This window comes from Ensifer sp. LC384 (assembly GCF_001695865.1).
Classification (GTDB): domain Bacteria; phylum Pseudomonadota; class Alphaproteobacteria; order Rhizobiales; family Rhizobiaceae; genus Ensifer.
Genome location: NZ_MBST01000023.1, coordinates 15,662 through 29,109, shown reverse-complemented (window position 1 = coordinate 29,109; position 13,448 = coordinate 15,662). Strand labels below are relative to the sequence as shown.

The 13,448-nt window shown below is 63.3% G+C and carries 15 protein-coding genes; 10 read left to right on the top strand and 5 right to left on the bottom strand.

Annotation, left to right across the window (positions count from 1 at the left end; translation table 11 throughout):
- On the bottom strand, positions 1–282 hold the full coding sequence (locus BC363_RS17840; RefSeq protein ID WP_065780857.1) for a BolA family transcriptional regulator: 282 nt from the start codon (positions 280–282) through the stop codon (positions 1–3).
- A gap of 143 nt (positions 283–425) precedes the next feature.
- Between BC363_RS17840 and BC363_RS17835 the strand changes: the two genes are divergently transcribed.
- The 5 genes from BC363_RS17835 (at position 426) to BC363_RS17815 (ending at position 5,573) form a co-directional block, all read left to right on the top strand.
- Entirely contained in the window at positions 426–1,061 is a 636-nt protein-coding gene (locus tag BC363_RS17835) for a J domain-containing protein (protein WP_065780856.1), read from the top strand.
- A 74-nt stretch (positions 1,062–1,135) separates the two neighbouring features.
- Positions 1,136–2,131 (top strand): cobaltochelatase subunit CobS, encoded by a 996-nt coding sequence (cobS, locus tag BC363_RS17830; RefSeq protein WP_065780855.1) that lies wholly within the window; start codon positions 1,136–1,138, stop codon positions 2,129–2,131.
- Between the two features lie 146 nt (positions 2,132–2,277).
- A complete protein-coding gene (locus BC363_RS17825) occupies positions 2,278–2,580 on the top strand; it encodes a GNAT family N-acetyltransferase (protein ID WP_083223383.1) in 303 nt (100 codons plus the stop codon).
- Positions 2,577–4,472 (top strand): cobaltochelatase subunit CobT, encoded by a 1,896-nt coding sequence (cobT, locus tag BC363_RS17820; RefSeq protein WP_065780854.1) that lies wholly within the window; start codon positions 2,577–2,579, stop codon positions 4,470–4,472. Before BC363_RS17825 ends, cobT begins: the two co-directional genes overlap by 4 nt.
- 108 nt (positions 4,473–4,580) lie before the next feature.
- The gene (locus BC363_RS17815) at positions 4,581–5,573 is read left to right on the top strand and encodes an esterase-like activity of phytase family protein (RefSeq protein ID WP_065780853.1); all 993 of its coding nucleotides are present in this window, start codon (positions 4,581–4,583) and stop codon (positions 5,571–5,573) included.
- 47 nt (positions 5,574–5,620) lie between these two features.
- Here the strand turns inward: BC363_RS17815 and BC363_RS17810 are convergent, their stop codons facing one another.
- Together BC363_RS17810 and rpmB are read right to left on the bottom strand one after the other, a co-directional pair.
- Positions 5,621–6,259: a VUT family protein gene (locus tag BC363_RS17810; RefSeq protein WP_065780852.1), complete on the bottom strand. Its 639-nt coding sequence runs from the start codon at positions 6,257–6,259 to the stop codon at positions 5,621–5,623.
- Between the two features lie 152 nt (positions 6,260–6,411).
- Positions 6,412–6,708 carry a 50S ribosomal protein L28 gene (gene rpmB, locus BC363_RS17805; RefSeq protein WP_053249751.1) on the bottom strand — a complete coding sequence of 99 codons (297 nt, stop codon included), beginning with the start codon at positions 6,706–6,708 and terminating at the stop codon, positions 6,412–6,414.
- Between the two features lie 389 nt (positions 6,709–7,097).
- Here rpmB and BC363_RS17800 point away from each other — a divergent pair, with 389 nt between their 5' ends.
- Together BC363_RS17800 and BC363_RS17795 are read left to right on the top strand one after the other, a co-directional pair.
- A complete protein-coding gene (locus tag BC363_RS17800; RefSeq protein ID WP_065780851.1) occupies positions 7,098–7,874 on the top strand; it encodes a DUF3108 domain-containing protein in 777 nt (258 codons plus the stop codon).
- A 209-nt stretch (positions 7,875–8,083) separates the two neighbouring features.
- Positions 8,084–8,974, top strand: coding sequence for an EamA family transporter (locus BC363_RS17795; protein ID WP_065780850.1), 891 nt, complete (start codon positions 8,084–8,086; stop codon positions 8,972–8,974).
- 76 nt (positions 8,975–9,050) lie between these two features.
- Here the strand turns inward: BC363_RS17795 and BC363_RS17790 are convergent, their stop codons facing one another.
- Together BC363_RS17790 and gloB are read right to left on the bottom strand one after the other, a co-directional pair.
- Complete coding sequence (locus tag BC363_RS17790; protein ID WP_065780849.1) at positions 9,051–9,494, bottom strand: cupin domain-containing protein; 444 nt, start codon at positions 9,492–9,494, stop codon at positions 9,051–9,053.
- Positions 9,494–10,264 carry a hydroxyacylglutathione hydrolase gene (gloB, locus tag BC363_RS17785; protein ID WP_065780848.1) on the bottom strand — a complete coding sequence of 257 codons (771 nt, stop codon included), beginning with the start codon at positions 10,262–10,264 and terminating at the stop codon, positions 9,494–9,496. The genes BC363_RS17790 and gloB overlap by 1 nt, the downstream gene beginning before the upstream one ends.
- Positions 10,265–10,447: 183 nt before the next feature.
- Between gloB and BC363_RS17780 the strand changes: the two genes are divergently transcribed.
- The 3 genes from BC363_RS17780 (at position 10,448) to BC363_RS17770 (ending at position 13,435) form a co-directional block, all read left to right on the top strand.
- Positions 10,448–11,212 carry a class I SAM-dependent methyltransferase gene (locus BC363_RS17780; RefSeq protein ID WP_348272157.1) on the top strand — a complete coding sequence of 255 codons (765 nt, stop codon included), beginning with the start codon at positions 10,448–10,450 and terminating at the stop codon, positions 11,210–11,212.
- Positions 11,213–11,405: 193 nt separating this feature from the next.
- A complete protein-coding gene (gene hisC / locus BC363_RS17775) occupies positions 11,406–12,512 on the top strand; it encodes a histidinol-phosphate transaminase (protein WP_065780847.1) in 1,107 nt (368 codons plus the stop codon).
- On the top strand, positions 12,509–13,435 hold the full coding sequence (locus BC363_RS17770; protein ID WP_083223382.1) for a prephenate/arogenate dehydrogenase family protein: 927 nt from the start codon (positions 12,509–12,511) through the stop codon (positions 13,433–13,435). Before hisC ends, BC363_RS17770 begins: the two co-directional genes overlap by 4 nt.
- Positions 13,436–13,448: the final 13 nt, after the last annotated feature.

The window sequence follows — 13,448 nt, the reverse complement described above, 5'->3', positions numbered from 1 at the left end:
CTACCAGCGCGTCGGCTCGCCGGGTGCCGCCGGTTCGACCGCCAGCGCGTGCAGGCCGGCGTCGAGTTCGGGCTTCAACAGGTCGTTGATGGCGCGATGGCGCGCCACCCGGCTCATGCCGGCAAAGGCCTCGGCAACGATGCGGATGCGCATATGGGTCTCGCCGCCGCCGTCGAAGTCCGGCTGATGGCCCGCATGCAGGTGGCTTTCGTTGATCACCGCCAGCCGCTCGGGATGAAAGGCGTCGGTCAATTTCTGTTCGATCGTGTCCCGCAGCGACATTCTTCCGTCCCATTTCCTTGGTTGCTGGGTGCCCTTGTGTTGGTCGGGTCCGGCAGTGCGGCCTTGGCGGCGCAAAATGCCCGCACAAAGCCAGCAACATTCCGCTTTGTCAATTCTTGTTGTGGCCCCGGCCAACGCCCATAATGAGCACCATGAGACTCGATTCAAAATACTTCGATCGCATTCGGACACGGCGCAAGGTCGAGCCGCGCGCAGAGCCGGCCGCACCCACCTGTCAGTGGGACGGCTGCGACAAGAAGGGCGTTCATCGCGCACCCGTCGGCCGCAATGCCGAGGGGCAGTATTTCATGTTCTGCTTCGAGCATGTGAAGGAATACAACAAGGGCTACAACTACTTCTCCGGCCTCTCCGACAGCGAGGTCGCGCGCTACCAGAAGGAAGCGGTGACCGGACATCGTCCGACCTGGACCGTCGGCGTCAACAAGAATGCCAAGAATAGCCCGACCCAATCGCAGACCCGTTCAGGCTCGGCCGGGGCGCAGGCGCGCATGCGTGATCCCTTCGGTTTCGTCAGCGAGGCAAAGGCGCGCGCCGGCCGTCCCGAGCCACGCCAGCGCAAGCTGAAAACGCTCGAAGCCAAGGCCTATGAGACGCTCGGCCTCGGTGCCTCGGCGAGCGCCAGCGATATCAAGGCGGCCTACAAGGATCTGGTCAAGAAACACCACCCGGACGCCAATGGCGGGGACAGGGGATCGGAGGAGCGTTTTCGCGCAGTAATTCAAGCCTACCAATTGTTAAAACAGGCTGGTTTCTGCTAACAACGCGGATTATTACAGAAGCACTTTTGCAGGCGAATGCGCGGGTGCCGTCCGGTGGCCGCTCTGGAGACATGATGAGCAAGATTGACCTCGATATTTCCAACCTCCCCGACACGACCGTATCGGTTCGGGAGGTTTTCGGCATTGACACGGATTTGCGCGTTCCCGCCTACACGAAGGCCGACGCCTACGTGCCGGATCTCGATCCGGACTACCTCTTCGACCGCGAAACCACGCTCGCCATTCTCGCAGGCTTTGCCCACAACCGACGCGTGATGGTCTCGGGCTATCACGGTACCGGTAAGTCCACCCACATCGAGCAGGTCGCAGCGCGCCTCAACTGGCCGTGCGTGCGCGTCAACCTCGACAGCCATGTCAGCCGTATCGATCTCGTCGGCAAGGACGCGATCGTCGTCAAGGACGGTCTGCAGGTCACCGAGTTCAAGGACGGCATTCTGCCCTGGGCCTACCAGCACAATGTCGCGCTCGTCTTCGACGAATACGATGCCGGCCGCCCGGACGTGATGTTCGTCATCCAGCGCGTGCTGGAATCCTCCGGTCGCCTGACGCTGCTCGACCAGAGCCGCGTCATTCGCCCGCACCCGGCCTTCCGCCTGTTTGCGACCGCCAACACCGTCGGCCTCGGCGATACCACCGGCCTCTATCACGGCACGCAGCAGATCAACCAGGCGCAGATGGACCGCTGGTCGATCGTGACGACGCTCAACTACCTGGCGCATGACAAGGAAGTCGACATCGTCGCCGCCAAGGTGAAGGGCTTTACCGCCGACAAGGGCCGCGAGACCGTTTCCAAGATGGTGCGCGTTGCGGATCTTACCCGCGCCGCCTTCATCAATGGCGACCTGTCGACGGTGATGAGCCCGCGTACGGTCATCACTTGGGCCGAGAACGCCTATATCTTCGGCGATATCGCCTTTGCGTTCCGCGTGACCTTCCTCAACAAGTGCGACGAGTTGGAGCGGGCGCTGGTGGCCGAGCATTACCAGCGTGCTTTCGGCGTCGAGCTCAAGGAGAGCGCCGCCAATATCGTACTGGAAGCCACCGCCTGAGCCATGGCAGGGGCGGAGGCGAAGGGCGCTCCGGCGCTTCGCTTCGTTGAGGAGAAGAGCGTCTCGAAGACCGCCAACGCGGTCTTCAACGGCCTCAAGGCCTTCAACCTCGAAAGGCGGGAAGCGCCAAATACAGGCGCTTCGCCATTTCGCTGCGTGACGACGGCGACGAGATCGTGGGCGGCATCGTCGCCTACACCGCGTGGAACTGGTGCTTCATCGAACTGCTCTGGGTAGACGAGGCGCTGAGAGGGTCCGGCAGCGGGCGCGAGCTCGTTGCGCGTGTCGAGGCAGTCGCCGCAAGCCGCGGCGCCCGCTACATCTACGTCGACACGTTTAGCTTCCAGGGCGACGGCTTCTATCAGAAGCTGGGTTACGACGTTTATGGCAAACTCGATGATTTCCCGCCGGGATTTCACCGCATCTGGCTGAAGAAGGAACTCTCGTGAGCTCGAACTCCAAGGCAAAGCCGACCACGCGCGAAAATGCAGCCGAACCGTTCAAGCGGGCGCTTTCCGGCTGCATCCGATCGATCGCTGGCGATGCCGAGGTGGAGGTGGCCTTTGCCAACGAGCGGCCGGGCATTGCCGGCGAGCGCATCCGGCTGCCGGAAATATCCAAGCGGCCGACGCGGCAGGAGCTCGCCGTGACACGCGGCCTCGGCGACAGCATGGCGCTGCGCAAGGCCTGTCATGACGCGCGCATCCACGCGACGATGTCGCCGCAGGGCGCTGACGCACGGGTGATCTTCGACGCCGTCGAGCAGGCGCGGGTCGAAGCGATCGGCTCGCTGCGCATGGAGGGCGTTGCCAAGAACCTCAACTCGATGCTCGAGGAGAAATATTCCAAGGCCAACTTCGGCGCGATCAGCAAGCAGGCCGATGCGCCGCTGGGTGAGGCCGTGGCATTGCTGGTGCGCGAGAAGCTGACCGGCGAGAAGCCGCCGGCATCCGCCGGCAAGGTGCTCGATCTCTGGCGCGACTTCATCGAGGAAAAGGCCGCCGGCGACATGCGCAATCTTTCGGCTGCGCTCAACGACCAGCAGGCCTTCGCCCGCGTCGTGCGCGACATGCTGACGTCGATGGATGTTGCCGAGAAATACGGCGACGACGACATCGAGCCGGACGAGCAGGAAAGCGAGACCGACGAAGATCAGCCGCGCAGCCAGGAGCAGGACGAGAACGCCAGCGACGAGGAAGCCGGCGACGATGCGGCACCCGCCGACGAAAACCAGGCTGCCGAAGAGCAGATGGAAGAAGGCGAGATGGACGGCGCGGAGATTTCCGACGACGACCTGCAGGACGAGGGTGACGAGGACAGCGAGACGCCCGGCGAGGTCAAGCGCCCGAACCAGCCGTTTGCCGACTTCAACGAAAAGGTCGACTACACCGTCTTCACCCGCGAGTTCGACGAGACCATCGCGTCGGAAGAACTCTGCGACGAGGCGGAGCTCGATCGCCTGCGCGCCTTCCTCGACAAGCAGCTCTCGCATCTTCAGGGTGCGGTCGGCCGGCTTGCCAACCGCCTGCAGCGCCGCCTGATGGCGCAGCAGAACCGGTCCTGGGAGTTCGACCTGGAAGAGGGCTATCTCGATACCGCGCGCCTGCAGCGCATCGTCATCGACCCGATGCAGCCGCTCTCGTTCAAGCGCGAGAAGGATACGAACTTCCGCGACACCGTGGTGACCCTGCTGATCGACAATTCCGGCTCGATGCGTGGCCGGCCGATCACGGTTGCGGCGACCTGCGCCGATATTCTGGCGCGCACGCTGGAGCGCTGCGGCGTCAAGGTGGAGATCCTCGGCTTTACCACCAAGGCCTGGAAGGGCGGGCAATCGCGCGAGAAGTGGCTGGCCGGCGGCAAGCCGCAATCGCCGGGCCGCCTCAACGACCTGCGCCACATCATCTACAAGTCGGCCGATGCGCCGTGGCGGCGCGCGCGCCGCAATCTCGGCCTGATGATGCGTGAGGGCCTGCTCAAGGAAAACATCGACGGCGAGGCGCTGATCTGGGCGCATGAGCGCCTGATGGCCCGGCGCGAGCAGCGCCGCATCCTGATGATGATTTCGGATGGCGCGCCGGTCGACGATTCGACGCTGTCGGTCAATCCAGGCAACTATCTCGAACGGCACCTGCGCGCCGTGATCGAGCAGATCGAGACGCGCTCGCCGGTCGAACTGCTGGCGATCGGCATCGGTCACGACGTGACGCGCTATTATCGCCGCGCCGTGACGATCGTCGATGCGGACGAACTGGCTGGCGCGATGACCGAGCAGCTTGCCGATCTGTTCGAAGACGAAAGCATGAGCCGCCGTCCGGGGCGGACGCGCCGCGCAGGATAATCTTTCGCGAAGCCGGGGCGGCCTTCCGTCGCCCCGTTTCATCCCCAAGGCGGCCACCGTTGCCGCCTCCTCTCTGCCTATCCTGCCCGCCCGAAGGAACTCCCCCAGATGCTTGGCCGCGGTCTCCTCGTTCTTTCCCTGCTGGCCTCGACTGGCGTGGCGTGGGCCGCCAGCGGCAGCGAGACGCTGCCCATTGCCAGCCGGCAGATAGACGCTTTCAAGGTCGGCTCCAGCCAGACGCGGTTCGGTCAGCTCGAATTCATCGGCGGACTAGAGATGACGTCGTCCAACGCGCTGTTCGGCGCGGTTTCGGCGATCCGTTTCCGGACGGATGGCAGTTCCTTCGTTGCAGTCATGGATACGGGCCATTGGCTCGAAGGGGCGGTGACCCGTGATGCTGACGGCAGGCTTTCAGGCCTGACGGACCTGACGGCGACGCCGATGGCAGACAGGAGCGGTGCTGTCGGGCTGGAGAAATGGAAGGTGGATTCGGAGGGGCTGGCGCTGCGCGAAGGCGAGGTGATCGTCAGCTACGAGCAGGCCCATCGCATCGATATCTACCCGGACCCGGGCTTAGCCGGCTCGAGGCCGATCGGCAGCCTGCCGTTGCCGTTCCCGAAGACGGAGCTTCGCAACAATGGCGGGCTCGAGACCGTGGCGATTTCACCGAAGGATGGCCCGCTCGGCGGCGCTGCCGTCACCGTGTCCGAGCGTAGCGTCGACCAGGCGGACAATCTTCTTGCAGGCATTGTCGACGGCCCGATGAAGGGCGCCTTTGCGGTTGTCCGCACCGAGCCCTACGCGGTCACCGACGGCGCTTTCCTGCCCGATGGCGACCTCCTGTTGCTGGAGCGGCGGTTCAACTTCGCCTCCGGCCTCGGCATGCGCATCCGCCGTATCCCGGGTGCAAGCATCCAGCCGGGCGCTGTGGTTGACGGCGACGTCATTCTCGAAGCCGACATGGGCTATCAGATCGACAACATGGAGGGCTTTGACGTTGTCACAGGTCCCAATGGCGATGTCCGCATCATCGTCGTTTCCGATGACAACCACTCGATCCTCGAGCGCAATCTGATGCTGGAATTCCGCCTGATCAAATGAAAACGGGGCCATTCGGCCCCGTCATCGATCGCGTGTTTCAGATGATATCAGGCCGCGGCCTTGGCTGGTGGCATGGGCTTGATCACGCTCATCAGCGCACCGTAGGGCAGCAGCATGACGATGCCGCAGACGATCTTGACCGTCAGGTCGCCGAGCGCCCAGGAAATCCAGCGCGGAGCCTCGGTCGCAAGAATACCGAGTAGCGGTGCCGTCTCCAGCGCAAAACTGTCATTCGGACCGAAGAACACGAAAAACGGTGCAAAGGCGAAGGAGAAGAACATGGCGGTGTCGAGCGCCGAGCCGATCAGGGAGCCGGCCAGCGGCGCGCGCCACCAGCTCTGGCGGCGGAGCTTGTTGAACACCGAGATATCAAGGAGCTGACCGAACAGGAAGGCGGAACCGGAGGCGATCGCGATGCGCGGCGTCGCAGCGAAGAAGGAGAGAACGATCGCGACGAGGAAGCCGGCAACGACGACACGGCGGGCAATTCGCGGGCCGAAATGGCGGTTGGTCAGGTCGGTGACGAGGAACGCGAAGGGATAGCTGAAGGCGCCCCAGGTCAGGAGGTCGCCGAGTTGCATGCCGGCGATCGAGCCTGGCAGCGGGTACTGAACGAGGAAGTTCGAGGCCACGACCACCAGGGTCATGAGCGCGACATAGACGAAGAACGTACGGTTGATCAGCATTTTTTATCCTGGGAGATGCCACCAGTTGGAGAGCGGGAGCCGGACTCAAGCGCCCGGCCGATGAAAACCTTCAAATCACACACGAGAAAAAGGCTTGCCGGATGAACCTGCAAGCCTTTTTAAGTCGTGTCAAAGACAGACGCTGGCGCCGATTAAGCGGCGGCGGCTTCAGCAGCCTTCTTGACGATCTGACGGCGCAGCAGGCGAGCGCGCATGCTCAGCTCGTTCTCGTCAGCCTTCACGAGGAAAGCGTCGAGGCCGCCGCGGTGTTCAACCGAGCGGAGAGCCGCTGCGGAAACGCGCAGGCGGAAGCGCTGGCCGAGAGCATCGGAAATCAGCGTGACGTTGCACAGGTTCGGAAGGAACTTGCGCTTGGTCTTGTTGTTAGCATGGCTAACATTGTTGCCCGACTGGACGCCCTTGCCGGTCAATTCGCAACTACGGGACATGGTACACCTATTCTCTTTATCGCCGCCGGACGATGCGGTAGCGGGCCCAGAGCCCAGGCCGCGTTCCTGTTGGCCATTATTGGAAAGTTGCGGTTCTATAGTCAGAGACGGCCCGCCCGTCAAGCCAAACCTCTTGCATTCTCGGAAAACCACCGTTTCTCGCGGCCGTTTCTGCATCAGGCAAGCTCGATCGTGGTCACAATAATGCTTCGCGAAGGCCATTCCAAGCCGATTTACTATGCGCTATCTGTTGTCTTGTGGATGCAGGAGAGCGCCTGACGCGCCCGGCGGCCCGGCGGCCCGATCTCTTGGAAAAGGCGTAGAAAAGCCGCAAACGGCCTGCATTCCAAGGCATTGCGACGACATTCGAGTGATGGATCTCTGAAGGTATGAAGTTGCGCATCGGTTCTCGCGCGGTAGCGCTGCTGTCGGCGGCATTGTTTTCCACAGCATCGCTTGCCGCGGATGTCGAGCATCAGACGGATTACAGCATCTCGCTTGCCGGTTTGCCGCTTGCGAGAGCGTCGTTCCATACGGCGGTTGAAAAGAATCGCTACACGATATCAGGAACACTGCACTCGGCGGGTCTCGTCGAGATTTTCAGCCGGACATCGGGCCAGACCCGTGTTTCCGGCGTCATCGGCCGCGACCATCTGCGCGCCAACGAATATTCGATGTCCTACCGCAGCGGCAAGAAGGGCCGGGCGATCAGCGTCACCTACGCCAACGGCAACGTCGTGCATGCCAGCATGAATCCGAAACGGACGCCGCTACCGAAGAACTGGGTACCGGTGACCTCGCGCGACATGCGCAACGTGCTCGATCCGCTGTCCGGCCTCATCATTCCGGCGAAGGCCCGCGTCTGCCCTAACACGCTGCCGATCTTCGACGGCGAATCGCGTCTGGACATCAAGCTGTCGGCGAAAGGGACCAGGCCGTTCAAGACCAAGGGGTTTGACGGCGAGGCGATCGTCTGCGGCATCCGCTTCGTTCCGAAGGCGGGCTACAAGAAGGGGCGCGAAGACGTCGAATATCTCAGGCGGCTGCAGACCATGGAAATCTGGTTTGCCAAGTCGGACGCCGTCGATGTCTATGCGCCTGTCTATGTGCGCATCCCGACCAAGCTTGGTCCCGTGACGGTTTCGGCGACGCGATTCGGCGGTTGAAACGATCGATCGGCGACAACGGCACCAGAGCCGGATGATTTCAGGCCGAATCGACCTGAAATCCGAATCCGCTCTAGAATCAAATAAGTAGAGCGTGATTTCGACCGAAAACCGCTTATACTTTTCGACATCAGGCTCTAACAATTCGCACCGAGTCATGATTTTATCCGCGCCGGTTTTCGCGAAGAGGCCGTGCGAGGGGATAAGACATGAAGTTCAGGGCAACGTTGATCGGTGCGACCGCCATTTTGATGTGGTCGCTTCTGGCGCTGTTTACCGCTGCGTCGGGTAAAATGCCGCCGTTCCAGTTGTCGGCGATCTGTTTCCTCATCGGCAGTCTTCCCGGACTGATCGTTCTCGCGCTGAAGCCCGAGCGGCTCGCGCTTCTAAAACAGCCGGCCAAGGTCTGGATCACCGGCATCGCCGGCCTTTTCGGCTATCACTTTCTCTACTTTACCGCGCTTCGCAACGCGCCGGCCGTCGAGGCGGGCCTGATCGCCTATCTCTGGCCGCTGCTGATCGTCGTCGGCTCGGCCCTTTTGCCGGGCGAACGGCTGCGCTGGTACCACGTTGCCGGTGCCTTCGCGGGCCTGATGGGGACGATCATGATCGTCGCCCGCAACGGCATCGCCTTCGACGACGCCTATCTCATGGGCTACGGCGCCGCGTTGCTCTGCGCCTTCACCTGGTCAGGCTATTCGCTTTTGACGCGCCGTCTCGAGGCGGTCTCGACCGATGTCGTCACCGGCTTCTGCCTGGCGACGTCGATCCTTTCCTTCCTCTGCCATCTTGGTCTCGAGACGACCGTCTGGCCGGAAACGACGTTCGAGTGGCTGGCGGTTGCGGGCCTCGGCCTGCTGCCGGTAGGCGCTGCCTTCTATGCCTGGGACTTCGGCGTCAAGAACGGCAATATCCAGCTACTCGGTGTTGCCAGCTACGCAGCCCCCGTTCTGTCGACGCTGATCCTGATCCTGTTCGGCTTTGCCGAACCGTCTTGGCGCATTGCGGCTGCGTGTCTCTTCGTCACGGGCGGTGCCGTGCTGGCAGCCAAGGACATGATCTTCCGTGGGGGCCGCACGGCTGTGCAGCCGGCAGAGTAACGGCGGAACGGCTCTATCTCTGTGGTCTTGCGCATTTCCTGACGGAAAACCGCTTCGCCCTTTTTCTGGAAATGCTCTATTTCGCAGGCGGCGCCCAGTCGGGGGCCGCCATCTTGAAGACGGAGAAATCGAAGCCCGGCGCCACCGTGCAGCCGACAAGCGTCCAGTCGCCGAGCGAGACGGCGGATTGCCACCAGTTGGGCGGCACCAGCCCTTGCGGGCGCTCGCCGTTCAGAATGCCGGGACCGAGACGCAGAACCGTTGCAGGCGCCCCTTCGGCGGCAATGCTGAGTTCCAGCGGCGCGCCGGCATAGTGATGCCAGATCTCGGCGGCATCGCGCACCCGATGCCAGTGCGAGCGCTCGCCGCGCTCCAGGAGATAGTAGATCGCCGTCGAGTGGCCACGCGGCCCGCCGCTCCCGTCGCGAAAGGTCTGCACATACCAGCCGCCTTCGGGATGGCGCGTCAGTCCGAGCATTTCGATGATGGCGGCGGGCGTCAGTTCCTGGTCGGCCGCCATCAGAAATTATCCTTCCGCTTGCGGATTTCGGCAAAGACGGCCGCGTCGGTCGCCCCTTCCATGCCGAGATGCGCGCGGATCTTCGCGTCGGCGGCGCGCAGGAACGGGTTGGTGCGCTTTTCAAGGTCGATCGTCGTGGGGGCAGTAAAGCCGCCGTCGCAGCGGGTTTCCTCGATCTCGGCGGCACGCTCCTTCAGCGCACTATTGTCGGGATCGATCGTCACGGCAAAATGGGCGTTCGACAGCGTGTATTCGTGACCGAAATAGACCGTGGTGTCGTCGGGCAGGGCCAGCAGGCGGCTGAGCGACTGCCACATCGTCTCCGCCGTCCCCTCGAACAGGCGGCCGCAGCCGAGCGCAAACAGGGTGTCGGCTGCAAAGAGCAGCTTGTCATCCGGAAAGTGGAAACAGATATGGCCGGCGGTGTGCCCGGGCGTTTCGATGACCTCGATCGGGTGGCCGGCAAAGTCGAAGCGTTCGCCATGGCGCACGCTCCTGTCGATGCCCGGGATCTTTGTCGCTTCTGCCGCCGGCCCGATGATGATGGCGCCGAAACGATCCTTGAGCGCGACGTTGGCCGCGACATGGTCGCCATGGTGATGGGTGGTGAGGATATGGGTGAGCGTCCAGCCCCGGCGCTCCAGCGCCTCCAGGATCGGCTGCTCCTCCGGCGCGTCGATCGACGCGGTGGCGCCGCTTGCCGGGTCGTGCAGCAGCACGCCGAAATTGTCGGTGCGGCAAAGGAAAAGGTCGAGTTCGAGTGCGGCCATGGCATGTCTTCCGATCCGCTTCTTCTGCATGATCTTTCGATCGGAATCGATCTTTGGCAACATCATGCAGCGTGTTTAAAGCGCTGCAGTGACCGTTGCGCGTCATATTCGACGCACGGCACTGCAGTCACTGCTGCCGAATGTAGCGAGGCTTGCCTTGAAGTCTACCGCTTCAAGGCTAACATGTTGCGCATGCACACCGATATCGTCGATCTCCGAGAATTCTATCATTCCGAACTGGGCCGCATGGCGGAACAGTCCGTGACCATGGCGCTGTCCTCGGTCTGGGCGCGCCTGCCGGAGGAACGGCTCGTCGGGCTCGGCTATGCCGTGCCCTATCTCGAACGCTTTCGCAAGGACACGGAGCGGACCTTCGCCTTCATGCCGGCGGGGCAGGGGGCGGTGAACTGGCCGGTGGCCGAGCTGTCCTCGACGGCGCTGGTGTTCGACGAGGAACTGCCGCTGCCCGATGCCTCGATCGACCGGGTGTTGATGGTCCATTCACTGGAATTTGCCGAAAGCCCGCGCGAGACGATGAAGGAAATCTGGCGGGTGCTGGCGCCGGGCGGCCGGCTGGTGATCGTCGTGCCCAATCGCCGCGGCGTCTGGGCGCGCATGGAGCATACGCCGTTTGGTTCCGGCCGGCCCTATTCGCGTGGTCAGTTGACGGCGCTCTTGCGCGAAACGAACTTTACGCCCGGCGCATCGGCGGAGGCGCTGTTCTTCCCGCCGTCGAAGCTGAAGATGATCCTGCGCCTGCGCCGCGGCTTCGAGCGGCTTGGCCGGTCGCTCTGGCCGGTCTTCTCCGGCGTGATCGTGGTGGAGGCGCAGAAGCGGCTTTATCAGGGCCTGCCGGTTGCCGCGCGCGCGTCGCGTCGCGTGTTCGTGCCGGTGCTGGCGCCGCAGGGCATTCCGAGCACACGAGAACAACCGCGCGCGCCATCGTGATCGCCGGTGCGGCGGGGCTTGCCGACCCTCGACAAATGCCGATTGCGCCGGTATTGGCTTGGCCTCATTTCCTGCCTACAGCGCCGCGCGCCTTATCAGGCGCGCAAAGGTCGCTATAGCACTTTAATGAATGCATGTTTTTGTCCTTAAGTCGGAGGCGATTTAAGGAAACATGCAATAGAAAGCTGATCCGATGAGCCTTGCCTCGAAGAGCCCGCAGCCGCGCCCCGGCATTCTGGACATTGCCGCCTATGTGCCCGGCAAGGAGCATGCGCCCGGTGTCGCCAAGGTTCACAAGCTCTCCTCGAACGAGACGCCGCTCGGCGCCAGCCCCAGGGCGATCGAGGCGTTTCAGGCCGCGGCCTTCAACCTGGAGCGCTATCCCGACGGCCAGGCGCAGGCATTGCGCGCCGCGATCGGTGCCGTGCACGGGCTCAACCCGGCAAACATTCTTTGCGGCAACGGCTCGGACGAGTTGCTCGGCCTCCTTTGCCACACCTATCTGGCGCCCGGCGCCGAAGGCATCATCACCGAGCACGGGTTCCTGGTCTACAAGATCCAGATCATGGCCGCCGGCGGCACGCCGGTCACGGTCAAGGAGAGGAACGCCACCGTCGACGTCGATGCGATCCTCGCCGCAGTGACCGAGCGCACGAAGCTCGTGTTCATCGCCAACCCGGCGAACCCGACCGGCACCTATATCCCGGTCGACGAAGTTCGCCGCCTGCATGCGGGCCTGCCCGAGGGCGTGCTTCTGGTGCTCGATGCCGCCTATGCCGAATATGTTCGCCGCAACGATTACGCGGCCGGGCTCGAGCTGGTATCGGCCAACCGCAATGTCGTCATGACCCGAACCTTCTCGAAGATCTACGGTCTCGCGGGCCTGCGCATCGGCTGGATGTATGCGCCGCCGGAAGTGATCGACGCCGTCGATCGCGTCCGCGGGCCGTTCAATCTCAATGCTGCGGCGATTGCGGCCGGAGCGGCTGCAGTTCGCGATCAGGCCTTCGTCGCGCAGGCGGTCGACCATAACCTCGCCTGGCTGGAGCGCGTCAGCGATGCGCTGGAAGCGATCGGCCTCAGGGTGACGCCATCGGTGACCAACTTCGTGCTGATCCACTTCCCGGACGAGGACGGCAAGCGCGCGCACGATGCGGACGCGTTCCTCACCCGTCGCGGCTTCATCCTGCGCGCAATCGCGGCTTATGGCTTTCCCAATGCCTTGCGCATGACCATCGGCTCGCAGGCGGCCAACGAGGGTGTCATCGCGGCACTGACAGAATTCATGGGACGGAAATGATGACACAGCAGTTTGAAACGATCGCGCTTATCGGCATCGGCCTCATCGGCTCATCGATTGCCCGGGAAATCCGCGACAAGCAGCTCGCCGGCACCCTGGTGATCTCGACCCGCAGCGAAGCGACGCTTGCGCGCGCCGAGGCGCTTGGTCTTGGCGATCGCTACACGCTGTCGGCCGCCGATGCGGTGCGCGATGCCGATCTCGTCATCGTATCGGTGCCCGTCGGTGCCTCCGGCGCTGTGGCCGCGGAAATCGCCGCCCACCTGAAGCCTGGCGCGATCGTGACCGATGTCGGCTCGACCAAGGGTTCGGTCATCGCCCAGATGGCGCCGCATCTGCCCGACACGGTTCACTTCGTGCCCGGCCATCCGATCGCCGGCACCGAGCATTCCGGTCCCGATGCCGGCTTCGTCGGCCTCTTCCGCGGCCGCTGGTGCATCCTGACGCCGCCGGCCGGCCAGGACGAGGAGGCGATCGCGCGGTTGCGGCTGTTCTGGGAAACGCTCGGCTCGATGGTCGAGGAGATGGATGCCGAGCACCACGACAAGGTGCTGGCGATCGTCTCGCATCTGCCGCACATCATCGCCTATAACATCGTCGGCACGGCCGACGATCTGGAAGCGGTGACCGAATCCGAGGTCATCAAATATTCCGCGTCGGGTTTTCGCGACTTCACCCGCCTTGCTGCTTCCGACCCGACCATGTGGCGCGACGTCTGCCTGCACAACAAGGACGCGATCCTGGAAATGCTGTCGCGGTTTTCCGAGGACCTCGCCTATCTGCAGCGGGCGATCCGCTGGGGCGACGGCGAGAAGCTGTTCGACCTCTTCACCCGCACCCGCGCCATCCGCCGCTCGATCATTCAGGCCGGTCAGGACACGGCGATGCCCGACTTCGGCCGTCATGCGATGGATCAGAAATAGCCGAAAAACGAAA

What these genes read in the sequence shown, in the direction of transcription:
- BC363_RS17840 (WP_065780857.1), bottom strand. Translation starts at nt 282, where the DNA reads ATGTCGCTGCGGGACACGATCGAACAGAAATTGACCGACGCCTTTCAT.
- BC363_RS17835 (WP_065780856.1), top strand. Translation starts at nt 426, where the DNA reads ATGAGCACCATGAGACTCGATTCAAAATACTTCGATCGCATTCGGACA.
- cobS (WP_065780855.1), top strand. Translation starts at nt 1,136, where the DNA reads ATGAGCAAGATTGACCTCGATATTTCCAACCTCCCCGACACGACCGTA.
- BC363_RS17815 (WP_065780853.1), top strand. Translation starts at nt 4,581, where the DNA reads ATGCTTGGCCGCGGTCTCCTCGTTCTTTCCCTGCTGGCCTCGACTGGC.
- BC363_RS17810 (WP_065780852.1), bottom strand. Translation starts at nt 6,259, where the DNA reads ATGCTGATCAACCGTACGTTCTTCGTCTATGTCGCGCTCATGACCCTG.
- rpmB (WP_053249751.1), bottom strand. Translation starts at nt 6,708, where the DNA reads ATGTCCCGTAGTTGCGAATTGACCGGCAAGGGCGTCCAGTCGGGCAAC.
- BC363_RS17800 (WP_065780851.1), top strand. Translation starts at nt 7,098, where the DNA reads ATGAAGTTGCGCATCGGTTCTCGCGCGGTAGCGCTGCTGTCGGCGGCA.
- BC363_RS17795 (WP_065780850.1), top strand. Translation starts at nt 8,084, where the DNA reads ATGAAGTTCAGGGCAACGTTGATCGGTGCGACCGCCATTTTGATGTGG.
- BC363_RS17790 (WP_065780849.1), bottom strand. Translation starts at nt 9,494, where the DNA reads ATGGCGGCCGACCAGGAACTGACGCCCGCCGCCATCATCGAAATGCTC.
- gloB (WP_065780848.1), bottom strand. Translation starts at nt 10,264, where the DNA reads ATGGCCGCACTCGAACTCGACCTTTTCCTTTGCCGCACCGACAATTTC.
- BC363_RS17780 (WP_348272157.1), top strand. Translation starts at nt 10,448, where the DNA reads ATGTTGCGCATGCACACCGATATCGTCGATCTCCGAGAATTCTATCAT.
- hisC (WP_065780847.1), top strand. Translation starts at nt 11,406, where the DNA reads ATGAGCCTTGCCTCGAAGAGCCCGCAGCCGCGCCCCGGCATTCTGGAC.
- BC363_RS17770 (WP_083223382.1), top strand. Translation starts at nt 12,509, where the DNA reads ATGATGACACAGCAGTTTGAAACGATCGCGCTTATCGGCATCGGCCTC.